This is a genomic window from Dryocola mayonis (assembly GCF_051307045.1).
Taxonomy (GTDB): Bacteria; Pseudomonadota; Gammaproteobacteria; order Enterobacterales; family Enterobacteriaceae; genus Dryocola.
Genome location: NZ_CP150452.1, coordinates 1,981,869 through 2,007,221, shown reverse-complemented (window position 1 = coordinate 2,007,221; position 25,353 = coordinate 1,981,869). Strand labels below are relative to the sequence as shown.

Here is a 25,353-nt window from a genome sequence, read left to right as displayed (position 1 = left end):
AGTTCATTATTTGAATTTTTTAGCCATCTGGATGGCTATTTATTGTGGTGAGCATGCCATGTCGCCGCCGGGCGGGCAAACGAGGAAAATTCACGGGGCATGAAAATAATTCATGTTGTTAAAACCGTGTAAATTTACATATTGATCTACATCACACTCTGCCGTTAAATACGGTGTCCCGTTTTTGAGCTTCCTCACTATGATTGTTCGCCCGCATAAGCACTGGTTTACCCGTCTGTTCGTCTGGCACGGCTCCGTTCTGGAAAAAATCTATTCGCGTCTGCTGCTCAACCTTGCGCTGTCGGTCGGGGTGATTTTCTTCCTGCCCTGGTATGAGGCGCTGGGCATCAGGCTGACGATGGCGCCCTTCAGTATCCTGGGCGTGGCCATCGCTATCTTCCTCGGCTTTAGAAACAGCGCCTGCTACGCGCGTTTTAACGAGGCGCGTTTGCTGTGGGGACAGCTTGCGATTACTTCACGTTCCCTGCTGCGCGAGGTGAAAAGCCTGCCCGCGGCGCAAAGCGACGAGATTAACTATTTCGTCAATCTGCAGGTGGCGTTCTGCAACTCCCTGCGCCTGTCCCTGCGCAGGCTGCCGGTGGAAGACGCCCTGCGCCCCTGGCTGCGTGAAGACGAGCTGGCATGGGTGGCGGCAAGCCACGCGCCGCACAACCGTATACTGCTGCTGATGGGCAACTGGCTGTCAAAACAGCGCGTGAACGGCACAATTTCCGACGTTTTATGGCGCAGCCTGGATAATCATCTCAACGAGCACTCCGCGATGGCGGGCGGCTGCGAGCGCATCACCAGCACCCCGCTGCCCTTCGCTTACACCCTGATTCTGCACCGCACGGTATACCTGTTCTGCACCATGCTGCCCTTCGCGCTGGTGCAGGATCTGCACTATATGACGCCGTTCCTGTCGGTCTTTATCTCCTATACTTTTATCTCGCTCGACAGCCTTGCCGAAGAGCTGGAAGACCCGTTCGGCGTGGAAGACAACGATCTGGCGCTCGATGCCATCTGCAACACCATCGAACGCGACCTGCGGGATATGAACGGCGAGGATAAGCTGCCGCAGAAATTGACGCCCAACCGGCACTATCAGCTGAGCTAGGCGGCAGACCCGTGACGGCGAATATTAACAATCCGTTTTCAACTTCACTTGAATTAAAGGCGGGCGCGGCCTTAAACTAGTTAGATATCTAACTACTGGCCGCCCCGCTGTGGATTACGAAAAGCTTACTTTTTCTCACCTGCTCCATCTCACCGCCCATCACTGGCGGCTCGCCGTTGACCGCCGGCTTAAAGAGCTCGGCATGAGCCAGGCCAGCTGGGTGGCGGTGTCGGCTATCGCCGGCAACGAAAAGCCCCTTTCGCAAAAGGAGCTGGCTCGCCAGCTTGGCGTTGAGGGCGCGACGCTCGTGCCGCTTATCAATCGCCTGGTTGAGCAAAATCTGGTGCGGCGCATTCTTACCCCCGAAGACAAACGCGTGCGCCTGCTGGTGGCGACCGAACAGGGCCAGGCGCTGTATCAGAAAGTTAAGGTGGTGGCCGATGAGCTGCGCCAGGAAGTGCTGGCCGCCATCAGCGAGGAAGAGCAGGCCGTTACGCGCAGCGTGCTCACCCGCCTGCTTAAAGCCGCCGAGACGAAATAATGCGCCTGCCCAAAAGCGATCCTTATATTCAACGACAGTGGCAGCCGCATGAGAAACCGACGCTGCTCGGCTCTCCTTCCACCCCTATTCACCCGCCGGGCAGACGTATCGCCTACGGTCTGGTGGGCCTGCTGGTGTGCCTGACCGGGGCGCTGGGCAACGCGCTGGTCACGGCGAACCTCAACAATTTACAGGGAACCTTTGCCGCCTGGTCTAACGAAATCGCCTGGCTGCCGGCGGTGTATGTGATGACCAACGCCTCCATCAACCTGCTGCTGGTGAAATTCCGCCAGCAGTACGGGCTGCGGGCGTTTACCGAAGGCTTCCTGGTGCTGTATGTGCTGGTCACCTTTTTCCACCTGTTCGTCAACGATCTTAATTCGGCGATCATGGTGCGCGCCGCCCACGGTATGGTCAGCGCGGCGCTTAGCTCGCTGGGCATTTACTATCAGGTGCAGGCGTGGGCCGGCGAAGCATCGTCTCAAGGCGTTAACCATCGGCGTTACCGGTTCAGCCCTCGCCATTCCTGTGGCGCGCCTGTTCTCCTCCGAGCTTCTGCAGCTCAACGAATGGCGCGGGCTCTATTTCTTCGAGCTGGGGCTCGCTCTTGTTTCCCTCGCCTGCGTGCTGGCGTTAAAACTGCCGCCGAGCGATCGTAAAAAGGTCTTTGAGAAGAAGGATTTTCTGACGTTTATCCTGTTTGCGCCGGGCATGGCGCTGCTGTGCGGCGTGCTTTCGCTTGGGCGTATCGACTGGTGGTTTGAAGCGCCGTGGATCGGCTGGTCGCTGGCGGCAGGCCTGGTGCTTATCGTCGCCGCCATTACCTTTGAGCATAACCGCAGCAATCCGCTGCTGAATACGCGCTGGCTATCCAGCGGAAGCATCGTGCGCCTCGGGCTTATCATGGTGCTTATTCGCATCGTTCTTGCGGAACAGAACACCGGCGTGATTGGCTATCTGCAGCTTATCGGCCTGCAAAATGAGCAGATGACCAACCTTGCCTGGGCCATCCTTGCCGGGATCGCCTGCGGCATCGTGGCCAGCTGCCTGACGATTGATATGAAAAAGCTGGCGCGGCCGATTGTCATTTCGCTGGTGCTGATGATTATCGCCTCGCTGATGGACAGCCAGTCCAACAATCTGACCCGTCCGGCCCAGCTGCTGCTAAGCCAGTTCCTGCTCGGCTTTAGCAGCTCATTCTTCCTCGCCCCGGCGATGCTGACGGCGATTGGCAGCGTCATTGCCGAACCGCGCAACCTGGTGAGTTTTTCGGTGCTGTTCGGCATGAGCCAGAACCTCGGCGGGCTGCTGGGCTCCGCCATTCTCGGCACCTTCCAGACCTGGCGTGAGAAGTACCACTCAAGCCTGCTGGCCGACCAGCTCACGCTGCTTAACCCGCTGGTCAACGAGCGCGTCAATCAGTACAGCCAGCTTTACAGCAGCGTGCTTAATGACGGCGCGCTGCTTAATACGCAGGCGCTGCTGCAGCTGCAAAGCGTCGCCACCAACGAAGCGAACGTGCTTGCTTACAACGATACTTATCTCCTGACCGCCGCTATCGCCACCTGCACCCTGCTGTGGATTTTCGTGCGCCTGCTGCGCCTGAAGCTTGCGGCCAGAAAACAGTTAAAAAATACCATGGAGCCGCAATGAGCGAACAAGGAACCACTCCGCAACAAAGCCCGGAGCAAAAAAACCTGCGCATAGTGTCAATTTTTAGCGCCGCTGCCATAGGCATCGTTGGCGTGCTGGTGATTCTCTACGCCTGGCAGCTGCCTCCCTTCACGCGCCACGTTGAATCCACGGAAAACGCCTACGTGCGCGGCATGACGACCTTTATCAGCCCGCAGGTGAACGGCTATATCACCGCGGTAAACGTACAGGATTTTCAGTATGTGAAAGCAGGCGACGTGCTGATGACTATCGACGATCGTATTTACAAACAGCGCGTTCACCAGGCGCAGGCGCAGGTGGCGATGAAGCAGGCCGCGCTGGCCAATAACCAGCAGCAACGCCGCAGCGCCGACGCGGTCATTAAGAAAAACGAGGCCGCGCTGAAAAACGCCCGGGCGCAGGCCAGGAAATCCCAGCTCGATTTACGCCGCGTGGAGGACCTGACCTCCGACGGCTCGCTTTCGGTGCGCGAACGCGATGCGGCCAGAGCCAGCGCGGCGCAGGGCAATGCGGATATCGAACAGGCCGCCGCCCAGCTGGAAATGTCCCGCCAGGATCTGCAAACCACCCTCGTTAACCGCGGCTCGCTGGAAGCAGACGTGGAAAACGCGAAAGCGGCGCTGGAGCTGGCGCAAATCGATCTGCAAAACACGCGGATTATCGCCCCGCGCGACGGCCAGCTCGGGCAAATCGCCGTGCGTCTTGGGGCTTATGTGAGCGCGGGGACCCGCCTGACCTCGCTGGTTCCCCCCGATAACTGGGTTATCGCCAACGTGAAAGAAACGCAGCTGGCGGACATGAAGGTCGGCCAGCCGGTAACCTTCACCGTGGACGCGCTGGCGAACGAGAAATTCGACGGACGCGTGGAGAGCATTTCTCCGGCTACCGGCGTTGAGTTCAGCGCCATCTCGCCGGACAACGCCAGCGGCAACTTTGTAAAAATCGCCCAGCGTATTCCGGTGCGCATCGAGGTGCTCGGCGAGGCGGATAAACGCAGGCGGCTGCGTCCGGGCATGTCGGTTCAGGTGCATATCGACACGCGGGAGAAAAACCAATGAGCCCGCTGAAGCTTTCCTGTCTTGCCGCCGCGCTGCTGCTGGCGGGCTGCCATTCCGCTCAGGTTCAGCAGGCTAAACCCACCCTTGAGATCCCCGCGCAGTGGCGCGACCAGGTCGGTCCGGCGTCTGCTACGGAAGGTTTCTGGTGGCGTAACTTTCACGATTCGACGCTCAACGGCTACGTGGATGAGGCCCTGCGTTTTAACAGCGACGTGCTGAGCGCCCGCGAGCGCGTTAACGAATATCAGGCCCGCGTACAAAGCGCGCAGGGCGCGCAATGGCCCACGCTCGATGCCGGACTGAACGCCAGCCGCAGCCGCTCGCAGTCCGCCGCCACCGGCCTGCCGGTCTACGGCGATCTTTATAAAGGAAGCCTGAACGCCAGCTATAACGTTGATCTGTGGGGGCAGTACAGCAGCGCGACGCAGGCCGTGCAGGCCAGTCTGGAAGCCCAGAAAGCGGCCGCGGCGGCGGCAAACCTGACCGTTGCTTCATCCGTCGCTTCCGGGTACGTCACCCTGCTTTCTCTGGATGAGCAGCTTAAAGTGACGCAGGGCCACCCTCACCGCTCGCGAGAATGCTTACAGGCTCGCCAAACGCCAGTATGAAGCAGGCTACAGCTCCCGGCTGGAGCTGATGCAGTCGGATTCGGAATACCTCGCCACGCGCGCGCAGATCCCGCAGCTGCAGCACCAGATCGCCCAGCAGGAAAATGCGCTCAGCGTGCTGATCGGCAAAAATCCCGGCGCGGTAGCGCGCGGCGGCGAATTCGATCGGCTCACGCCGCTGCGGCTTCCCGCGCAGCTGCCGTCCACGCTGCTAAATCGCCGTCCGGATATCGTCCAGGCGCAAAGACAGCTGCTGGCAACCGACGCAACCCTTGCCTCTTCCCGCGCGCAGCTGCTGCCCTCGATTAACCTTGTGGCGTCCGGCAGCCTGCAGGACAGCACGCTGTCGCAGCTTATCGACAATCCTCTGCGCCTGTGGAGCATCGGCGGCAGCATTCTCGCACCGCTGCTGAACCGCGAAGCGCTGAATGCCCAGGTTGACGTCGCGATGTCGCAGCGCAACCAGGCGCTATACGCCTACGAAAGCACGGTGCGCAACGCCTTCAAAGAGGTTAACGACAGCATTGACGCCATTGAGCGCCTGCGGCAACAGCTCGTTGAGCTGCAGGCGCAGGAAGGCGTGGCCGAAGAGACGCTGCGCATCGCGCAGAACCGCTATCGCAACGGCTATTCTTCTTATCTGGATGAGCTGGACGCCCAGCGCACGCTTTTCTCTACGCAGCTCAGCGTGGTACAGGTGAAAAATAACCTGCTGCTGGCGCAGATCGATCTTTACCGATCTCTTGGCGGGGGCTGGAGCGGGTTGTAAAGCAAAGCGGGCAGGAATTTTGCGACGACATGATTAATTCTAATGCAGGAGTGATGCTATGCAGCAGCAATGGTCCGAAGTTGATGAATACCTCGTAAGCGCGCCGATCCCTGAAGAGGCTAAGTAGCGAAGAAAAATATTCGGCTGCGCCGGTTGGCGCAGCGCTTACCCGACCGACAAAAGTAGGGTGGATAAGCGCTGCGCCATCCACCGCTTGTCAGCCCGCAATCTGCTCCATGGCCTGCAAAATGCGCTTATCGGAAATCGGATACGGCGTACCCAGCTGCTGCGCGAAGAAGCTCACGCGTAGCTCTTCGATCATCCAGCGGATTTCCTGCACGTCCTCATCCTGACGACGTTTTGGCGGCAGCTTGTTCAGCCACTGCTGCCAGGCCTGCTGCACCTGCTCGACTTTCAGCATCTGCACGCGATCGCGATGCGGATCGACAGCCATTTTCTCCAGGCGTTTTTCAATCGCCTGCAGGTAGCGCAGCGTATCGCCAAGGCGTTTGTAGCCGTTGCCGGTGACAAAACCGCGGTACACCAGCCCGCTCATCTGCGCTTTCACATCCGACATGCCGAGCGCCATGGTCATATCCACGCGCCCTTTCAGCCGTTTATTGATGTTGAACACGGCGGTGAGGATCTGTTCGACCTGCTTTGCAATATCCACCACGGTGTCGTTGAGCTCCGCGCGCACCTTCTCATGCAGGGCGGCGAAACCTTCTTCCGTCCACACCGGGCCGCCAGCCTGGGCAATCAGCTTATCCACGCCGCAGGAAATACAGTCGTCGATTAAATCCAGCACCTTGCCGTACGGGTTGAAGTACAGCCCCAGCTTGGCTTTGTTCGGCAGCTTTTCATGCAGATATTTAATCGGCGAAGGAATATTCAGCAGCAGAAGGCGACGCAACCCGCGCCACATTGCTTGCTGTTGCTCAAGCGGATTATCAAAAAGCCTGATCGCCACACTCTCTTTTTCATCCACCAGCGCCGGAAAAGCCTTCATGCGGTAATTGCCGCGTTTTTGCTCATAGCTTTCCGGAAGCGCGCCGAAGCTCCAGATGTGCAGCCCGCTTTGCTCGATACCGTCGTCGGCCACCGCGGAGAGCGTCTGCTGAACTTTATCTTTCAGGCCGCCTTTCAGCTCGCTGAGATCTTTGCCTTCCTTAAGCTTCTTATTGTGCTCATCGACCACGCGGAAGGTCATTTTCAGATGATCGGGCACCTGTTCCCAGTGCCAGTCTTCCCGGTCGATGGTGACGCCCGCCATGCGGCGGAATTCACGCTCTAAACTGTCCAGCAGCGGCAGCTCGAACGGCGCGGCGCGGCCTAAAAACGCTTCGGCATAGTTTGGCGCGGGCACAAAGTTGCGGCGCACCGGCTTGGGCAGCGACTTAATTAACGCGATGACGAGCTCCCGGCGCACGCCGGGAATTTGCCATTCGAACCCGGCCTCGTCGACCTGGTTTAGCAGCGCAGCGAATATGCACCGTGACGCCGTCGGCATCGGCCCCCGGCTCGAACTGATAGGTCAGACGCAGCTTGAGGTTGCCCTGATGCCAGAAGTTCGGGTAGTCCAGCTTGCTGACCTGCTCCGCGCCCTCTTTTATCAGCATGCACTTTTCGAAATTGAGCAGATCCGGCGTTTCTTTGCCGGCTTTCTTCCACCAGCTGTCGAAGTGGCGGGCGGAAATCACGTCATGGGCGATGCGCTGGTCGTAAAACTCAAACAGCGTATCGTCGTCCACCAGAATGTCGCGGCGGCGGGATTTATGCTCCAGCTCTTCCACTTCATTGCGCAGCTTTTGGTTTTCGCGGAAGAACGCGTGGCGCGTCTGCCAGTCCCCTTCGACCAGCGCGTGACGGATAAACAATTCACGACACAGCGCCGGGTCAATCTGGCTGTAGTTAACGCTGCGCGCCGCAACGATCGGCAGGCCGTAAAGGGTGACTTTTTCGGTAGCCATTACCGCGCCCTGCGATTTCTCCCAGTGCGGCTCGCTGTATGAGCGTTTAAGCAGGTGCTGCGCCAGCGGCTCGACCCATTCCGGATCGATGCGCGCGGCGATGCGCCCCCACAGGCGGCTGGTTTCCACCAGTTCGGCAACCATGGTCCACTTTGGCGGCTTTTTGAACAGCCCGGAGCCCGGGAAGATGGAGAAACGCGCGTTACGCGCGCCGGTATACTCCTGCTTGTCGGCATCTTTCTGGCCGATATGGGAAAGCAGGCCGGTAAGCAGCGCGCAGTGAACCGAGCGGAAATCCGCAGGTTCGCTGTTGATAGCCAGGCCCAGCTCTTTGACCACCTGGCGCAGCTGGGTGTAGATATCCTGCCACTCGCGCACGCGCAGGTAGTTTAAGTAATCCGTTTTACACAGGCGGCGGAACTGGTTTGACGAGAGCGCCTTTTGCTGCTCGCCCAGGTAGTTCCACAGGTTCACATAGGCCAGGAAATCGGACTCTTTATCGTGGAAGCGGCGGTGCTTTTCGTCCGACGCCTGCTGTTTGTCCATCGGACGCTCGCGCGGATCCTGAATGGAAAGCGCGGAGGTGATAATCATCACTTCACGCACGCAGCCAAATTTTTGCGCTTCGAGCACCATACGCGCCAGGCGCGGATCTACCGGCAGCTGGGAAAGCTGGCGGCCTGATGGCGTGAGTTTATAAACGCTGTGGTCCTCGTCGCTGGTAATCGCCCCCAGCTCTTCAAGCAGGCGCACGCCGTCCTGAATATTGCGCTTATCCGGCGCCTCCACAAACGGGAAGGCGGCGATGTCGCCCAGGCCCAGCGCGGTCATCTGCAGGATAACGGACGCAAGGTTGGTGCGCAGGATTTCCGGGTCGGTAAATTCCGGACGCGACAGGAAATCATCTTCCGAATAAAGACGAATGCAGATGCCTTCTGAAACGCGTCCGCAGCGGCCTTTACGCTGGTTGGCAGAGGCCTGGGACACCGGCTCAATCGGCAGGCGCTGCACTTTGGTGCGGTAGCTGTAGCGGCTGATGCGCGCGGTGCCCGGATCGATAACGTACTTGATGCCCGGCACGGTAAGCGAGGTTTCCGCCACGTTGGTGGCCAGCACGATGCGGCGCCCGGCGTGCGACTGGAACACGCGGTTCTGCTCGCTGTTCGACAGGCGCGCATACAGAGGAAGCACTTCGGTATGCGGCAGATTCAGCTTGTTCAGCGCATCGGCGGTGTCGCGGATCTCCCGCTCGCCGCTCATAAAGATCAGGATGTCCCCCGCGCTTTCGCGGCCCAGCTCGTCAACGGCGTCAAAAATCGCCTGCAGCTGATCGCGATCGGTGCCGTCCGCCTCCTCTACAATCGGGCGGTAGCGTACTTCAACCGGATAAGTGCGGCCGGAAACTTCGATAACGGGCGCGTTGTTGAAATGGCGCGAGAAGCGCTGCGGATCGATGGTGGCCGAGGTAATAATGATTTTCAGATCGGGGCGACGCGGCAGAAGCTCGCGCAGGTAGCCGAGCAGGAAGTCGATATTCAGGCTGCGTTCGTGCGCCTCATCGATGATGATGGTGTCGTACTGCATCAGCAGGCGGTCCTGCTGAATTTCCGCCAGCAGGATACCGTCGGTCATCAGTTTGACCATGGTGTTTTCGCCGACGTGGTCGGTGAAACGCACCTTATAGCCGACGCAGCCGCCCGGCTCGGTTTGCAACTCTTCCGCAATACGGTTGGCGACGGTGCGCGCCGCCAGGCGTCGAGGCTGCGTATGGCCGATAAGCCCTTTTACGCCGCGCCCAAGCTCCATACAGATTTTAGGCAGCTGGGTCGTTTTACCGGAGCCCGTTTCCCCGGCGACGATCACCACCTGGTGGTCGCGAATGGCCGCCAGAATGTCCTGCTTCTTCTGGCTGACCGGCAGATTTTCCGGGTAGACAATCTTCGGGCGCGCCGCTTCACGCAGCAGGACTTTACCGGCTGCGGCGTCAATCTCCTGCGCCAGCGCGTCGAACACCGCCTGCTGGGATTCAGGATTTTTCACCTTCTTCGCGCCGTGAATACGCCGTGAAAAACGCACGCGGTCGCGTAGCATCAGGTTTTCTAAACGGGAAGATAATGAGGTGACTGATGGTTTTGTATTTTGCATAGCGTCGTCGTCATGGCAGAGCACTGCCGGATAAAGTCTTTTGCGTGAATTGGCCGTAGATTACCACATCGTCTTCCCCGACGCCTTGTTCAATAAAATCGAACATAGGGTTCGATATATTGCGCTATCACTGTAATCGGATTGTGAATACATTAGCTGTCAGCGAACGGGCAATCTGTCCGAATGACCAAAAACAAAGGAATCACCCATGAGCAAAGTATTAGTTCTTAAGTCCAGCATCCTCGCAGGCTACTCCCAGTCTAATCAGCTTTCCGACTATTTTGTTGAGCAATGGCGTGAAGAGCATACCGCTGACCAAATCACCGTGCGTGATTTAGCGGCGAATCCTGTGCCGGTGCTGGACGGCGAGCTGGTCGGCGCGCTGCGCCCAAGCGACGCGGCCCTGACTCCGCGCCAGCAGGAAGCCCTGGCCCTGTCCGATGAGCTGATCGCCGAGCTAAAAGAACACGACGTTATCGTCATTGCCGCGCCGATGTATAACTTCAACATCCCTACCCAGTTGAAGAACTACTTCGACCTGGTAGCCCGCGCGGGCGTCACCTTCCGCTATACCGAGAAGGGGCCAGAAGGCCTGGTGACCGGCAAACGCGCCGTTGTGCTGACCAGCCGCGGCGGCATCCATAAAGATACCCCAAGCGATCTGCTGGTGCCTTACCTGAACCTGTTCCTGGGCTTCATCGGTATTACCGACGTGAACTACGTGTTTGCCGAAGGTATCGCCTACGGTCCGGAAGTGGCTTCGAAAGCGCAAAACGACGCAAAAGCGGCCATCGACAGCATCGTTACCGCTTAATTTAAAAAGATTCAACGGGGCGGCAAAAGCAATTTTGCCGCCTTTTTTATTGACCGTAGCCGGGCTGGAACGACATAAACAACCGGCTAGCGTCCTTCGCCATGCCGCCAAATCTTCTCCGCGTAATGCCCCTCATCCTGCCAGCCTTGCAGCACGCGTTGTATTATGCGCTCTTGCTTGCGGATAACTTTCATACCGGATTTCCTTGCCCGATCGTTCACGCCGGATTTACCGCAGTCCGGCCGGAAAGCCGACGATCCCAATTGCGGAATTTATGGCTATGCTTAGGTCAATTTTAGCCCGAGGAGAACAACATGCAGGACTGGAACCCGGCGCTTTATCTGCAGTTTGAAGCCGAACGCACCCGCCCGGCGGCCGAGCTGGCGGCGCGTATCAATCATCCTTTTGCCGCACAGATTTCTGACCTGGGCTGCGGGCCCGGGCAACAGCACCGCCCTGCTGCATGAGTCCTGGCCGGACGCCGTTATCACCGGCCTGGATAACTCTCCCGCGATGCTGGAAAAAGCGCGGGCGGCCCTGCCGGACTGCCAGTTTGAGCAGGCCGATATCGCCCGCTGGCGGCCGGCGGTGAAGCAGGATGTGATTTACGCCAACGCCTCTTTGCAGTGGCTCGGCAGCCATCGCGATCTGTTTCCCCATCTGGCCGCGCAGCTTGCGGAAAGCGGCGTGCTGGCGGTGCAGATGCCCGACAACTGGCAGGAGCCGACGCACGCGCTGATGCGTCAGGCGGCGGGCGAGTTGGGTCAGCCGGCGGCAGGACGTGAAGCGCTGCTGGCACCCGGCGAATATTACAATCTGCTGACCGGAGCGGGCTGCCGGGTGGATATCTGGCGCACCACCTATTTCCACGTTATGCCTTCGCACCACGCCATTATCGAATGGCTCAGCTCTACCGGCCTGCGGCCCTTCCTTGCCGGCATGGACGCCATACAGCAGGAGGCTTTTTTGCAGCGTTATCATCAGCTTTTACAGCAGGCCTATCCGACGCAAAAAGACGGCAACGTGCTGATGCTGTTCCCGCGCCTGTTTATCGTGGCGCGCAGGGCCTAAAGCGATGCGCCCTGCCGGCGAAGCGTTTCTATGTCCTGCAGCGGCGCGGCGCCGAACGAGCGGCGGTATTCGCGGTTAAACTGCGAGGGTGACTCATAGCCTACCTGCCAGGCGACGCTCGCCACGTCCCGATCGCCGGTCAGCAGCAGGCGGCGCGCTTCAAGCAGCCGTATCTGTTTCTGGTACTGCAGCGGGCTCATCACGGTTAAGGCTTTAAAACGGTGGTGCAGGCTCGAAGCGCTCATGCCCACGCGCCTGGCCAGCTCTTCTATTTTTAGCGGCTTAGCGAAGTTTTCTTTGATCCACGCCAGCGCCTCGCCCACGCCTTTGCCCTGATACCAGGCCAGCGTCTGTTTCCAGAACGCGGCGCCGGCAGGAGCCGTAACGAGGCGGTAGAGGATCTCCTGCTTGATAAGCCTGGACAGCGCGGGTAAATCCTGTGGCGAATCAAGAAGCTTAACCAGGCGCAGCACGGCGTCCTGCAACGCTTCGTCAGAATGGGTTACCCATGCGCCGGCGTCGCTGCCGCCGCCATCCGGTAAATTGATCTGCAGATCGACTATCAAATCAGCAATCTCTTTGCTGTTAAGCTCGATGCGCACGCCGTAATAGGGCTTGTCTTCGCAGGCCCGGGTTACCTGACCGGAAACGGGCATGTCCACCGCCGCAAGCGAATAGCTGCCCGGCCCATATTCGCTGACGCATTCACCAATCAGCATTTTCTTCTCGCCCTGCAGCACCATGCACATTGAAGGCTTGAGCATGCCGCGGTTAAGCACGGTAGGCTCGCTTATGCGCACGAAGCTCAGCCAGGGCAAAGCCGTGGAAAGATCCTGCCCGGCCGTTCCGCTAAGCAGGTAGTGCCGCGCGGCGTGCCCGCAAAGCTCGGTGATAATGCGGCCCGCGGGCCGCTGATGCTCTGGCATATCACTGTCCCATAATTGCTTTGGGTTCAAGATATCCTTCAAGCCCAAAGGTGCCGAATTCGCGCCCCAGGCCGGACTGCTTAAATCCGCCGAACGGCGCGTGTGGTTCATCGTAAACGCCGTTGATAAACACGCGTCCGGCAATTAACCGTTCGGCGATAGCCCGCACGCGCCGCGTATCTTTGCCGCTGACATACGCCTGCAGGCCGTAAACGGTGTCGTTGGCGATCTTAATGGCTTCTTCGTCATCGCGCCAGGTGATGACCGACAGCACGGGCCCGAAGATCTCCTGCTGGGCGATGGCCATCTCATTGCGCACGTTTACGAATACCGTTGGACGCACGTAATAGCCGCGATCCATGCCTGCCGGGCGCCCTTCGCCGCCGCATAAAAGCTGCGCGCCTTCCTCAATGCCTTGACGAATATACGCCTGCACGCGCTGGTATTGCCGGGCGGTTACCGCCGCGCCCACGTTCTGCCCCGAGACGAGCTGATGAATATGCTTCAGAATTTGCTCTTTCACCGCATCAAGCCGGTTCTCGTGCACCAACAGGCGCGTGCCCGCGATACAAGCCTGGCCGCTGTTCCAGGACATCACCTGCAGCGCGAGGGGTATCGCCTGCTCCAGGTCCGCGTCGTCAAGCAGAATATTGGCGGATTTACCGCCCAGCTCCAGCGTCACGCGCTTCATCGTTTCGACCGCGCCGCGGGCAATGGTTTTACCCACGGCGGTGGAGCCGGTGAAGGAAATTTTAGCCACGTCCGGATGACGCGTTATCTCCGCGCCCACCACGTCTCCGCGCCCGGTGACGATATTAAACGCCCCTTCCGGCAGCCCCGCCGCGTGCAGGCATTCGGTGAACAGCGCTGTCTGTTGCGCGCTCAGCTCGCTCGGTTTAATCACCGCGGTTGAGCCGGAGGCGATGACCGTCGAAAGTTTGGTGGCGATAAAACCGTAGTTGGCATTCCACGGAGTGATAAGCCCCACCACGCCAAGGGGTTCCATCACCACGCGGGCATGCCCAATTTGCCTTTCGAAAGGGAACCGCGCCAGCACGTCGCGCGTTTGCAGAAAGACTAAAGAAGAGCGTTTTACCGTACTCTCCGCAAAACCCTGCGGGCAGCCGTATTCCGCAACCATGGTGGCGATAAGCTCCTCTTCGCGGGCTTTTACAGCATCGTGCAGCCGCTGTAGCCAGGCCATGCGCTGTTCGCGGCTGGCGCCACGCATAAGCGGGAATGCCGCTTTCGCCGCGGCAATCGCATGACGGGTATCGGTCTCATCGGCAAGGCGCACGCGGGCGTTTATTTGTTCGGTGGCAGGATTAATAAGGTCAAAAAGTTCTTCGCCGTGCGGGGTGACAAAGCGCCCGTTGAGGTAGATTTGATCGATGATTTTCATGGTGAGCTCCGGATGTGTTTGACCGCCTCAGTGTCGCCTGAGGCGGTGCCGATCCTGTAGCTCAATGCTGTCTGATGATTGCACGATCCTGCAAACGGGCGGGCGGTTTAAACGCGAGGCGAGCTTTTAACGCCCGGGACGCCGGCACAGATACCAGATCCCGGAAAGCAGGCAAATGACGTAGCCAAACATTTCCGTGCCCTCCTCAACCATGTTTTTAACCAGCCGGTTGTAGCCGTCAAGCATCAGCCCTTGCCACAGCTGGTGCATCCCGAACAGACGCGAGAAAACCAGCACGCACAGCAGGCCGGAAAGCATCATGCCGTAGGCGGGATGGCGCATAAACGCCGCCAGTCCTTCCAGGGCTTTCTCTTTGTTGCTAAAGGCATAGCCGAGGCAGGCAAAGGCTGTAAACAGGGCGAACCAGACCCAGGAGCCGTGGGCGATTGCATCGAAGGCGAAGTCGAGCTCGCGGATTAACATACAGCTGAAAAATCCGCCGATTAAGACGCTGCTGTGGCGCCGTGAAGGCTCCTTTCTGGCATGGCCAAAAAACAGCAGCGCGAGGATCAGCAGAATACTTTCCTGGGCAATTTCAGTGAAGGAGTTTTCCCGGACAAAATCGTGGAACCAGATGACATCGCTAAAAAGAATTAACACGCCCGCGGCTACGGCTAATGCGCAGGCCACAGCCAGAAGCAGACGTTTCAATATAAAAGGAATATGCATAAGTCTTATGAATTATAAAAAGATAATTATGCATTATATTTATAGCATAAAATTCGCCATCCGTGCTTTGCCTCTTCACTCAGTGGCGCCGGGCCGCTTTAACGGCTGGCGATATACTGCAGGCGGCGGTTGCGCAGCGCGTCATAGCACCAGTTATAGATAATCGTATAAGGCAGGAAAAACAGAAAGAAACCGATTTCCACCATCAGCGCTTGCAGCAGCGAAATATCCAGCATCCAGGCGGTAAGGGGCAGCCCGATTAAAATAAATCCGCCTTCGAATCCCAGCGCATGGGCCACGCGCAGCGGCAGCCGACGTTTGCGCCCGAGCGGGAAGAATTTATCGAATCCGGCGTTATAAATAATGTTCCATACCATAGCTACGGTCGAGAGCATGATAGCTAACGCGCCCATCTGGAACAGGGGCTTATCCATCAGCCAGGCGGCCAGCGGCGCGCAGATGCCGATGGCGATAATTTCAAAGCCGACGGCATGCAGGACGCGTTCAACAAGGGATCTTTTTTGCTGGTGCATAGTTCTTTACTCCAAAAATGTCTCTGTCCGGCCTATTCTCATCGCAATTACTGATACTATGAAACGAGTAGCCATCTATAAAAGCGATAGGTATGCGATATTCTCCCGAATCCCTGGAGGCCTTTTTGCAGGCCGTGGAAACCGGCTCCTTTTCGGCCGCCGCCCGCAGGCTGAAGAAAAGCCAGTCCACTATCAGCGCCGCCATTGCCAATCTGGAAGCGGATCTCGGCATTTTGTTATTCGACCGGCAAAGCCGCCAGCCGGTGCTGACGCCGCAGGGACTGCGGGTTTTGCCCTACGTGCGGTCGATTATCTCCGCCGGCGAACGGCTTGATGAGGTCTCGGTACGCCTTGCCGGCAATATCGAACCACGGCTGAGCTTTGTGCTTTCGGATCTGTGGCAAACCTCGCACCACGAATCTATTCTTAAGCGTTTTTCGGAACGCTTTCCGGATATTGAATTTGAATGCCTGATAGCCGAAGACGAAGACGTTATCGATTTGATTCAAAGCGGGCGGGCGCACGTCGGCGTGCTGCGGGTGCAGGAGCGTTATCCGGTGGACGTGACGGCGGCGCGCTTGCAGGTGGGCGCGCACATGTCGATTTATATCCATAAGCAGCACGAGCTGGCCGCCCTGCCGGCGGTAGAAATGGCAAAGCTGCGCACGTTTCGCCAGCTGCGCCTGAAAACCTATAAGGATCCGACGCCTGATATGGCCAGCGGCCCGGTGTGGTCCTCGCCTTCTTTGCTGATGCTGCTCGAAATGGCGGAACAGGGTTTCGGCTGGGGGATTTTGCCGCGCTGGCTGGTGGAGCAGTTCGGCCATGGCGTGCTGCAGGAGTTAAGCGTCGCGGGCTGGCCGCAGCTTATTGACGTGGACGCCATATGGTCGAACAAAGTCCCGCCCGGCGCGGCGGGACGCTGGATGATAGATCAGCTGCGGGCGCAGCAGGCATAGCGATGAGCACGCCGCGATGTGGTACACTAACCTTCCCGGAGAATTTTCACCATGAAGTCAGACGACACGCTGGACTGGTATCCCGCCCAGCTCCCCCCGGTCAAAATCATCCTTGGCAACGCTATCCTCGAAGTCAGCAAGTCAGGCCGCCCGATCAATACCCGCACGCTGCTTGAGTATCTGCAGGTCACGCAGTCGCAGCAAAAACGCCGCGACGATAAGGTCGCCATGCAGACCGCGATCGATGTTTTACGCGATAACCAGAGATTACACGGCAGGAACTGAACAACAGGCGCGGATCTGCTGTCCGGCGAGAGCATTTCTTAACCAGATGCGTGGTATGATGGCGTTCGTCCCGTAAGAGGCCAGAAGGTCATGTCATTCTTCGCTGATGCATTGAATCGTATCAATGACAAAAACACCACCACCGTCACCTGCCCGCAGTGCGGCAGCAAATCTAAACAGCTGGCCTGCAAAATCCAACGCGGTCAGGCGATGCTTTGCCCCGCCTGCAAAGCGCTGTTTGTTATAACTCGCTAATGTTGCGTTTCGCGCAGGCATAAAAAAACCACTGCCTGGGCAATGGCTTATTCACAAAAGAAATCAATGAATACCGAGACGGTATGCATGTGAGATCTCTTCGCGCAGTTCAAGAGAAGTCAGTTCCATCAGGTCGGCAAATTCCAGTTTCAGCTGGTTAAAGCGAATCAGGTACTGGGCTGGCGTCAGGCTTTCTTCTTCCCGGCGGAGATACTCAAATGCAAGCGTGGTGGGGGTTATGTCAGAATTCATTGCAATCCTCGGTCTGTTGATGATGAAAACAGATCGAGGATACCACGAACGGACTGCTCAAAAAACCAGCAATCCGTTCATCCGGCGATTACTTTATCTTTTCCGCAAGCGTAATGACCCACAGCTCATTTAGCGCCTCCGGCTTCCCGAGCGGTTTGAGCGCAATTTTAGTGGCGACCTCTTTGCCTTGCACGGTGAGATGGCCTTTGCCGTCCACCGCATAATCATCAGCGCTTTTGCCTTTGCTGTCCGGCTTGTCCAGCGCCGCCTGCAGGCCAAAATCGTTGTCGTTAATCACCGCGATGGTCCGATCGTCAATCAGCGTCATCCCTTCCGCTTTTTCCTGCTGCCAGCCCAGGCTGCGTAAATCAAGCAGCTCTTTTTTTCCGGCAAGCCTGATGCCGCGGCTCTTCAGGCCTTGCGCATCGTCGAACTCCGGGGCTTTTTCCCCATCGAAGCCGCTCAGATCGCTGGCGTTGGAAAGATCGACCACGTAAATCAGATTGCGCATCGCTTTATTTTTGTCGCCGCCCTGCTCGATTAACAAAAGGCGGTTATTATCCAGCGCCACGATATCGCCGATTTTGGCATCTTTAGCTTTTTTATAGGCCTCAGCGTCAATGGGATAGCCGTACATCGCGGTTTTGCCGCTTGCCGGATCGATGCTCACCAGGCGGGTGAACAAGGCGCTGTTTTTGCTCTTGCCGTCGATATCCAGCGTGCTTTGCACCGCGGCGATAATGCGCCCGTCCGGCATGCGGGCGATCCCTTCAAAGCCGCGGTTTGCCTGACGCCACTTAATAATATTGGGCAGGCTGCCGGCAACGCCCTGCTCGCCCTGTTCCGCCTGCGGGCCGTATTTCTTCAGGATCTTGCCCTGCGCATCGACGTTGACGATAAACGGGCCGTATTCGTCGCACAGCCAGTAGCCGCCTTTGCCGTCCGGCGTAATGCCTTCGGTGTCCAGACCGCGTTTGTCGGCCGGCAGCGTACGTAACCCGTCGTCCAGCGCAATCTCATTGGTGGCGCCAATTAGCCCTTCCGGCAGCGGCAGGCCGCTAATCGGCCCCTGTTCATCATGCAGGGCGTGCGCATCGGTAGCCTGCGCTTTGCCGTCGCCGACGCGAATCGTCATCAGCAGCGGCGTAAATTTCGGGTTAGCGAAAATCTTGGATTCTCTGTCGCCCGCCTTTGGCGAATCCGCGTTAGGCCCGCGGTCGGTGACGGTGGCAAAAATCAGATCGCTGCCGTCTTTGCCGACAAACTGCAGACCGGAGCCAACGCCAACCGGTAAGCCGTTCGGGAATTCACCGGCCCAGGCGCCCTTATACTCCACGCGATCGCCCTGCGGAAAGGTGACAACGTAACGATCAACCTGAGCTTCGGCCGCAAGGCCCGCCAGAGGACATAAGCAGGTGAGTAAAAGGGCTAGTGGTTTTAATTTCATGTTTTTACACATCCTTTGTTATGAAGACTCCGTTTTATAAAGTAAACAGGTGACATAAATATGACGCCGCCCGGGCCGCAGCCTGCAAGATAAATAAACCTTCCGTTGTTTCTGCCGATATTAGTAGTAAGCCGCAGTGATTCATCGGGGTCATCTGCCTTAGTAAACGAGAATGTTCTATTGATCTAAGGATCTATCATGTCAGCCAGGCGTTTTTCTATTTTAGTTTTCAGCACGTTACTTTTTATCTTTTTAGCAAGCACGGCTTCAAACATCTGGTCCCTTACCCGCAGCAACCAGTCGCTGGATAATGTAAACCGTGAAATTCGCGTGGTGCTGTCGGTTATCGATCCCATTAACCATAGCCGTACCCTGCGCGTGCGCGCCCTGGAGGCGATGGAAGAGATGCAGCGCGGCCGTACTGAACAGGCGCAGCAGGCTCTCGAAGGCGCAAGAACGGTGCTGGGCAAAACTAACGGCGCCTTTGAGGCTTATCTGCAGGCGCCGAAACAGCCGGGCGAGCAGCCGCTGGCCGATGCCTATAAAACCGCGTTCCTGGCCTATCGCGACCAGGGTTTGCAGCCGCTGCTGGACGCGGGCCTCCGCCAATGACAAACAGCGCGTGAACGACCTGGTGACCCTTACCATCCCTGCGCTCGATCGCCAGTACGAAATTACGTTAGATAAACTTCTCGCCTTCCGCGAGCAGTACGCCCAGCAGCTCAATAAGGACGCGCAGTCCAGGTTCAGCTCCAGCCTGCTGGTCATCGCCCTGTTCGCGATACTCTTTATCGCCATTCTGGCGGGCATCTATATGCTGCTGAAAAGCCGCCTGCTTAACAAATTAGACAATGCCAAGAACCACTGCAGCGAGATTGCCAGCGGCCAGCTGCATACGCCGATTGTGGCGAACACCAACGATGAAATCGGCGACATGATGCGGGTGCTGGAGAAAATGCGCCAGTCGCTGGCGCATATCATAGGCCAGGTACGCGAATCCAGCCAGACGGTCGCCTACGCTTCCGAAGAGATTGCCGCGGGCAATACCGATCTCTCTTCCCGCACGGAAGAACAGGCGGCCTCGCTGGGCGAAACGGCGGCCAGCATGGAGCAGCTGACGGTCACCGTGCGGCAGACCTCCGAGAACTCCCGGCAGGCGAATAGCCTGGCAGACGGGATGCTGATCGCCGCCAACGACGGGAACACCATCGTTGAAGAGGTAATCAGTTCGATGCGCAATATCGAATCCAGCTCCGGCAAGATAGACAGCATCATCAGCATTATTGAAGATATCGCTTTCCAGACCAATATTCTGGCGCTCAACGCCGCCGTGGAAGCCGCGCGCGCCGGCGAACAGGGCCGTGGGTTCGCGGTTGTCGCCTCGGAGGTGCGCAACCTTGCCCAGCGCTCTTCGGTGGCGGCAAAAGAGATCAAGGATCTGATTGAGCTTTCAGGCGAGCAGGTCAACCATGGCAGCACGCTGGTCAATAAAGCCGGCGAGAGCATGCAGCGCATTTCCAAAGCGATTAAAGAGGTGACCGCGCTTATGGAACATATCGCCGAGTCCACCAGCGAGCAAAGTACGGGCATCGAGCAGATTAACCAGGCCGTGGTGCAGATGGATGCCGTCACCCAGCAGAACGCGGCTCTGGTCGAACAGGCCTCTGCGGCGGCGATGTCGCTCAAAGAGCAGTCGCGGATGCTTAACGAAACGGTGGCGGTGTTTAAACTCGCCTGAGATCTTTCCCTCTCCGTTGCGGAGAGGGACGTTTTTTAGCCTACAGGCCGCGTTCGCCCGTCCACTCCGCCAGCGCGGCGTCGTTCTGCAGCTGCTGCCAGGCCTGCGTGACCTGCGCGGGTATCTCCACATGGGTGATGAAATCCCGGCCTTTTGGGCCGTAGCCCTGCGCATCGTCTCTGAGCCGCGGCAGCTCGCCGAGTATCAGCGAAATATAACGCGCAACCGGCCATAATCCCTTTTCATCCGGGATAAAGCGGGTAGCGCGCTCATCGCCGGCTAGCACCGGTTTGAAGCCGGGCCAGCTGCGCCACTGAGGCTGTCTCGCCTCTTCCTGCCATACGCGTTCAAAGGTTGCCGCGGTACGGCGCTGCATGGTCGGATCCTGCACCAGAACGACCCGCTGCGGCGTAAGCCCGCGTTCGCTCATCACCTGCTTTGCGAAGCGGGCATTTTCACCGCAGTTTGTCGATTTCTCTTCGGTAATAACGCTATCCGCCGGGATTTTCCAGAAGGTTGTGGCAATGTCCTTAAGGATGGCGGCTTCGGCTCGTCCCGTGGTCGGCAGGACGTTATAACGGGGATGGGCGGCGATAGCGCCGTATAAAAAGGTGGTTGAATGCCCAAGGCCGCCGGTAATCAACAGCGGCAGTTCGCTGCCCGCCGCAAGTTCGCACGCGGCGTCAATGGTGGGGATAACCGCATTGCCTGCCAGCACAATGAGCCCGGCGTCATCCGCCTGCGGCGGCCTTGCGAAATCATCGCGGGCCAGCCACTGCCCTAAGGTGTTAATAGCATCAATCGTCGTTGCCGGTAAGGCCGGGAAAGCTGGTGTCAACATAACCCCTCCATGTCAAAAACCAACGGGTATAGTAGATCAACACGGACCGGTATCGTATCAGAAGGTGCCTAAAGGCAAAGCGGCGCGGCAGGCCGGGGATAACGTACCCGGATTACTGGCCGGGTACTTTTGAAAGGGTTAAACGCTTGGCTGTTCCGCAGGCGGGGTTGCTTCGTCAGGCTGAACTTCTTTAAAGCGGGGCTTGCTCTTGGTTACGGCATATTCCACCGCCTTCGCACTGCCGGCCGTGGTGGTCAGCTTCACCGGCTCCACGCTGACTTTACCGACTAAAGATTTCGCATAGCCGCCAATCTGGTAGGTCCCTTCCGGCAGGCGAAGCGCAACGGTTTCGCCGACTTTCAGTGCCGCGGCGTCTTTACCGTCGACGGTAATGTACACGGTGGTGCCGTCGTCGGTACGGGTCCAGGCATGTTCAACGGTGACGAGCGTAGGACCGGTAGTAAAGTCCGCCGTCGGCTCTCCGGTAACGGGTTGTGCACAGCCTAAAAGAGAAAAAGCCGCGAGTGCGGTCAGGGTGAAACGATAACTCATTAATTAGTTCCTGCGGAGATTCGGTTATTTTTCTGTCATCCAGCGCATGAAGCCCTTAGCGCCCGTCGAGCGGCTAAGCTCGGCTTCGGCAGCTTCAAGCTTACGGCTCAATGTTTCACAGCGTGAAGCGCTATGCTGGCTATCGCTGAGCGCCTGTTCCAGCGCGGAACGGAGCTGCGAGGCCGCGGCTTCAGCATTTTCTTTAGCGCGAGCGTAATTCTGCGCGGTTTCGGCCATCTCGTCCAGAGAGCAATGCAGACTGAGAATTTTCTGGTCCAGCTCCGCTGCGGCCAGGCTGCTGGCCTCGGCCTCGCTGCGTTGTTCGGTAAGGCGGGTTTCCAGCAGCTTATTTTTTTGGGCAAGCTCGCTAATTTCGTTTTTTAGCACGTTGATATAGATTTGATGCGCCTGCAACGCCTGTTCATAGGCTCCGCGCGCCGTCTCGCCCTGCGTGCCCGTCTCCTGCAGCTGCTGTTTAAGCGCGGCAATCTGCTCCTGCAGCCCCTGCACCGTTTCCACCAGCGCGTTGCCGTTTTTGACCAGCTCGCTGCGTAACTGGCGTTGGTTATCGATATCCTGCTGCATGGTTTCATGCAGCTGGGCCAGCTCGGCACTGTGCGTCTCTTTTTGCGCGGCGAGCAGTTTTTGCAAGTCGAGAACGCGTTCTGACAGCTCCTGATTCACCCTGCCTTCCGGCGTCTGAAGAACCTGCTCTTCCATTTTGCGTTGCAGGGTTTCGCGCAGCAGGGCCAGCTCCTGATAGTGATGCTCACGCTCGCTCTCAAGGTTCTTTTGTAGCCCGGCGATACGCGTCGAAAGGCGCTGTATTTCAGCCGGTGGTACGGTATTTAGCCGCGCTGCGGCCAGCTCGCCCTGCACCTCCGCCAGCCGTCTGAGCGTTTCAGGATTGTCCTGATAAACAGTTTTCGTTTTGCTTTTGCCGGCCGCGGCTTTTAGTTCGGCGCGCAGCTGCATGGCCTCCGCCTCGGCAGCCTTCAGGCGCGCCAGGATCCCAACGTCATGGCTGCCGGGCCGGTTAAGGTTCACCCCGCACAGCGCCTGTTCGATCTCATACTGGATCTCGGCCTTGCTGCTGCTTTTCATACGATTGCATGCGCTGGCTAAAAAGCTGGCCGCCTCGTTGACATTCTCTGTCCCAAAGGCCTTTTTAATCAGATTTTGAATTATGCTCACAACAGCGTGTTCCTGTTAGCAGGTGTCGTTGAGTTTCCTGGGCCACGACGGAAAAAACGAATAAGCCTCACTTTTGGCGGCTTATTCGTAGATTCCTTTATTATACAGGTATTTAAGGCGGCCAGCCAGATATGCCGCCCTCTCCTTCGCCGCTATTTATCCGAAAATTAAAAAGTCGCCCAGTTATCGTCGCTTTCCGCCGCCGCAGCGGGTTTAAACTTCATGACTTTCGCTGCCGCAGGCTTCGGGGCCTGCGCGTGGGAATGCATCCGGAAAATGCCCACGGCGGCGGTCAGGCGCGCAGCCTGCTCTTCCAGCGATACGGCCGCGGCCGAAGCCTCTTCCACCAGCGAGGCGTTTTGCTGCGTGACGTTGTCCATCTCGTTAATAGCCTGGCCGACCTGCTGAATGCCCCGGCTTTGTTCGTCGGAAGCGGCGGCGATTTCCAGCATGATGTCCGTGACGCGTCGCACCGCGTCGACCAGCCCGTTCATGGTTTCACCCGCATGGACCACCTGTTCGGAACCTGAATCAATTAAAGAAACGGACTCGCTAATCAGACCTTCAATCTCTTTCGCGGCCTGGGCGCTGCGCTGCGCCAGCGTGCGTACTTCGCTTGCCACCACCGCGAATCCGCGGCCCTGCTCACCGGCGCGCGCGGCTTCCACGGCGGCGTTGAGCGCCAGAATGTTGGTCTGGAAAGCAATGCTGTTTATCACCGCGGTGATTTCGGAGATCTTTTTCGAGCTGGTGGAGATATTGCTCATGGTTTTCACCACGCCGGAGACAATCCGCCCGCCGTCGCTCGCTTTTTTCGAGGCGTCTTCCGCAAGCTTGCTGGCGTGGTGGGCGTTATCGGCGTTCTGTTTTACCGTCGCCGTCAGCTGTTCCATGCTGGCCGCCGTTTGCTCCAGCGCCGCCGCCTGCTCTTCGGTACGCGAAGACAAATCCGTGTTGCCGGCGGAGATCTCACTGGTTCCCTGGTAAATGGCCTCGGCGCCTTCGCGCACCGACCCCACCGTTTTAACCAGCGCAGACTGCATGTCCTGTAAATGCTGGCTCAGCTTGCCGATTTCGCTGCGTCCGCAGGGCTGCTGCGCAAGCGTTAAGTCCCCCTCGGCGATGTGCTCGATGCGGGAGGCGGCCTGCTGTAACGGCCCGATAACGACCCGGCGCAGCAGCACAAAGGTAAAAATGGTCATGAACAGCGCCACGGCAAACGCGCCGGCCATAATGATGACGCTCAGCCGGGTGCGCGCCTGCGCCTCGGCGGTTAACGCCGTTGCCCTTTCGGTACGAATGGCCACCGCTTTGAGCATCACCGCATTGTAATCGGCATCGAGTTTGCGCGCCGCTTCGTCCTCATGCTTGATAATTGCCTCGAACATGCCGTTTTTGGCAAATTTGATCATCGGCAGCATGCCCTGACTGATGTACGCCTCGAAACGCGCGCGCAGATCGGCATCCAGCGCCTCGTCCGCCGGTGTTTTAACGCGCCGTTCCATATAGGCGTTAAATCCTTCCTGCGCCTGCTTGATGCGCTTTTCCGCCTCGGCGATATTAAGCCGCATATCATCCATTTCGCCGACGCGGACGGCCGACCCGGCGTGAATAATATTCAACCGTGCGGTATGCAGGTGGCTTGAGCTGTCAGAGAGTCCCATTCTCACGTGAATTTCTTCCGTGACGTCCTGTAACGCTTTATCGCTCTGGATTAAGAAATAGCTCGCCAGCGCGATACACAGGGCAAATAACACCAGAATCCCACCGAGAATGGAGCTAAATAACGGGACCAGGCGGATGTGATGCCAGAAATTTACTGCGCCATGCCGGGAAAGTGTTTTTGTGGCCATGTCGATGGGTTCTCTTTGCAAAAAAGAAGTGTAGGAAGCTCATCGGCCCGGCAGACCAAATCCTTATTGCGCAGACGCAGAAGTGTGGGCTAAGTAGCAAATAACCTGCGGAAAGTTAAGCGCATCACAAATAATGAAACGTCCGGGCATTTTGATTTTCACCCTGGTGACCGGTGCGTAAAATTCAGTCGGTTAATACCCTGGACATCGGACGACTTAACGTCACTTTCGCGCGTTATAATTGTGCTCATAAAAAATCAACGGACAGGTAAGCCGTGGCGAAACATCGGGTAATCCGACCGGACGAAATTGAAATGAAACGCCGGGCCTGGCAGCAGGCCAGGCGCGCGATACTAAGCGCCCGCCCTGAGGTCCCTCCTCAGGCGCCTCCGGGTACGCTTTATGAGGAGCTGGCCATTGGCTACCATATTCGCCAGCTCGCAAAGCTCGAACGCTGGTTTATCGCCCAGGGCCTGCCGGTGCCCGAGTAATACGCCATTGCCGTACCAGGAGCCGCTCGTTCTGCACCGGACTGGCCGACGCCGCCGTCAATCTCCTGAAACAGTCCTCCGCGCTTGTACTCTTTTCGTTAAAGAGGAGTAAACTGGATGTAATTATTT

The 25,353-nt window shown here is 57.9% G+C and carries 18 protein-coding genes and 5 pseudogenes; 12 read left to right on the top strand and 11 right to left on the bottom strand.

Annotated elements, in window-relative coordinates; translation table 11 throughout:
• The first annotated feature begins 199 nt into the window (after positions 1-199).
• From WLO32_RS09745 to WLO32_RS09725, 5 genes and pseudogenes are all read left to right on the top strand, one after another.
• Positions 200-1,117, top strand: coding sequence for a bestrophin family protein (locus WLO32_RS09745; RefSeq protein ID WP_435948275.1), 918 nt, complete (start codon positions 200-202; stop codon positions 1,115-1,117).
• A gap of 109 nt (positions 1,118-1,226) precedes the next feature.
• On the top strand, positions 1,227-1,658 hold the full coding sequence (locus WLO32_RS09740; protein ID WP_435948118.1) for a MarR family winged helix-turn-helix transcriptional regulator: 432 nt from the start codon (positions 1,227-1,229) through the stop codon (positions 1,656-1,658).
• Positions 1,658-3,311 (top strand): annotated as a pseudogene (locus WLO32_RS09735) (MFS transporter). The gene WLO32_RS09740 and the pseudogene WLO32_RS09735 overlap by 1 nt, the downstream one beginning before the upstream one ends.
• Positions 3,308-4,390 carry an HlyD family secretion protein gene (locus WLO32_RS09730; protein WP_435948117.1) on the top strand — a complete coding sequence of 361 codons (1,083 nt, stop codon included), beginning with the start codon at positions 3,308-3,310 and terminating at the stop codon, positions 4,388-4,390. The pseudogene WLO32_RS09735 and the gene WLO32_RS09730 overlap by 4 nt, the downstream one beginning before the upstream one ends.
• Positions 4,387-5,767: pseudogene (locus tag WLO32_RS09725) on the top strand (efflux transporter outer membrane subunit). Before WLO32_RS09730 ends, WLO32_RS09725 begins: the two are co-directional and overlap by 4 nt.
• A gap of 217 nt (positions 5,768-5,984) precedes the next feature.
• Here the strand turns inward: WLO32_RS09725 and hrpA are convergent.
• Positions 5,985-9,882: pseudogene (gene hrpA / locus WLO32_RS09720) on the bottom strand (ATP-dependent RNA helicase HrpA).
• Between the two features lie 208 nt (positions 9,883-10,090).
• Here hrpA and azoR point away from each other — a divergent pair.
• Together azoR and tam are read left to right on the top strand one after the other, a co-directional pair.
• Positions 10,091-10,696 carry an FMN-dependent NADH-azoreductase gene (gene azoR / locus WLO32_RS09715; protein WP_435948116.1) on the top strand — a complete coding sequence of 202 codons (606 nt, stop codon included), beginning with the start codon at positions 10,091-10,093 and terminating at the stop codon, positions 10,694-10,696.
• Positions 10,697-11,010: 314 nt separating this feature from the next.
• Positions 11,011-11,767 (top strand): annotated as a pseudogene (gene tam / locus WLO32_RS09710) (trans-aconitate 2-methyltransferase).
• Here tam and WLO32_RS09705 read toward each other — a convergent pair.
• The 4 genes from WLO32_RS09705 to WLO32_RS09690 form a co-directional block, all read right to left on the bottom strand.
• Positions 11,764-12,693: an AraC family transcriptional regulator gene (locus WLO32_RS09705; protein ID WP_435948115.1), complete on the bottom strand. Its 930-nt coding sequence runs from the start codon at positions 12,691-12,693 to the stop codon at positions 11,764-11,766. The pseudogene tam and the gene WLO32_RS09705 overlap by 4 nt on opposite strands.
• Position 12,694: 1 nt before the next feature.
• Positions 12,695-14,095, bottom strand: coding sequence for an aldehyde dehydrogenase family protein (locus WLO32_RS09700; protein WP_435948114.1), 1,401 nt, complete (start codon positions 14,093-14,095; stop codon positions 12,695-12,697).
• Between the two features lie 126 nt (positions 14,096-14,221).
• Positions 14,222-14,806: a hypothetical protein gene (locus WLO32_RS09695; protein ID WP_435948113.1), complete on the bottom strand. Its 585-nt coding sequence runs from the start codon at positions 14,804-14,806 to the stop codon at positions 14,222-14,224.
• A 116-nt stretch (positions 14,807-14,922) separates the two neighbouring features.
• Positions 14,923-15,357: a multidrug/biocide efflux PACE transporter gene (locus WLO32_RS09690; RefSeq protein WP_435948112.1), complete on the bottom strand. Its 435-nt coding sequence runs from the start codon at positions 15,355-15,357 to the stop codon at positions 14,923-14,925.
• A 92-nt stretch (positions 15,358-15,449) separates the two neighbouring features.
• Here WLO32_RS09690 and WLO32_RS09685 point away from each other — a divergent pair, with 92 nt between their 5' ends.
• The 3 genes from WLO32_RS09685 to WLO32_RS09675 all read left to right on the top strand — a co-directional run bounded on the left by WLO32_RS09685 (position 15,450) and on the right by WLO32_RS09675 (position 16,856).
• On the top strand, positions 15,450-16,316 hold the full coding sequence (locus WLO32_RS09685; protein ID WP_435948111.1) for a LysR family transcriptional regulator: 867 nt from the start codon (positions 15,450-15,452) through the stop codon (positions 16,314-16,316).
• Between the two features lie 51 nt (positions 16,317-16,367).
• The gene (locus WLO32_RS09680; RefSeq protein ID WP_435948110.1) at positions 16,368-16,601 is read left to right on the top strand and encodes a hypothetical protein; all 234 of its coding nucleotides are present in this window, start codon (positions 16,368-16,370) and stop codon (positions 16,599-16,601) included.
• Positions 16,602-16,691: 90 nt separating this feature from the next.
• Positions 16,692-16,856: a YnfU family zinc-binding protein gene (locus WLO32_RS09675; protein WP_435948109.1), complete on the top strand. Its 165-nt coding sequence runs from the start codon at positions 16,692-16,694 to the stop codon at positions 16,854-16,856.
• A gap of 63 nt (positions 16,857-16,919) precedes the next feature.
• Here the strand turns inward: WLO32_RS09675 and WLO32_RS09670 are convergent, their stop codons facing one another.
• Positions 16,920-17,108 (bottom strand): YdiH family protein, encoded by a 189-nt coding sequence (locus tag WLO32_RS09670; protein ID WP_121268222.1) that lies wholly within the window; start codon positions 17,106-17,108, stop codon positions 16,920-16,922.
• Between the two features lie 88 nt (positions 17,109-17,196).
• A complete protein-coding gene (locus WLO32_RS09665) occupies positions 17,197-18,555 on the bottom strand; it encodes an esterase-like activity of phytase family protein (RefSeq protein ID WP_435948108.1) in 1,359 nt (452 codons plus the stop codon).
• A 198-nt stretch (positions 18,556-18,753) separates the two neighbouring features.
• On the opposite strand from WLO32_RS09665, the pseudogene WLO32_RS09660 reads away from it, so the two are divergent.
• Positions 18,754-20,293 (top strand): annotated as a pseudogene (locus WLO32_RS09660) (methyl-accepting chemotaxis protein).
• Positions 20,294-20,333: 40 nt separating this feature from the next.
• Here WLO32_RS09660 and WLO32_RS09655 read toward each other — a convergent pair.
• From WLO32_RS09655 to WLO32_RS09640, 4 genes are all read right to left on the bottom strand, one after another.
• On the bottom strand, positions 20,334-21,134 hold the full coding sequence (locus tag WLO32_RS09655) for a YdcF family protein (RefSeq protein WP_435948107.1): 801 nt from the start codon (positions 21,132-21,134) through the stop codon (positions 20,334-20,336).
• Between the two features lie 138 nt (positions 21,135-21,272).
• Entirely contained in the window at positions 21,273-21,686 is a 414-nt protein-coding gene (locus tag WLO32_RS09650) for a hypothetical protein (RefSeq protein WP_435948106.1), read from the bottom strand.
• A gap of 24 nt (positions 21,687-21,710) precedes the next feature.
• The gene (locus WLO32_RS09645) at positions 21,711-22,790 is read right to left on the bottom strand and encodes a hypothetical protein (protein WP_435948105.1); all 1,080 of its coding nucleotides are present in this window, start codon (positions 22,788-22,790) and stop codon (positions 21,711-21,713) included.
• Between the two features lie 257 nt (positions 22,791-23,047).
• Complete coding sequence (locus WLO32_RS09640) at positions 23,048-24,733, bottom strand: methyl-accepting chemotaxis protein (RefSeq protein ID WP_435948104.1); 1,686 nt, start codon at positions 24,731-24,733, stop codon at positions 23,048-23,050.
• Positions 24,734-25,047: 314 nt separating this feature from the next.
• Between WLO32_RS09640 and WLO32_RS09635 the strand changes: the two genes are divergently transcribed.
• On the top strand, positions 25,048-25,224 hold the full coding sequence (locus WLO32_RS09635; RefSeq protein WP_435948103.1) for a hypothetical protein: 177 nt from the start codon (positions 25,048-25,050) through the stop codon (positions 25,222-25,224).
• Positions 25,225-25,353 lie beyond the last annotated feature (129 nt).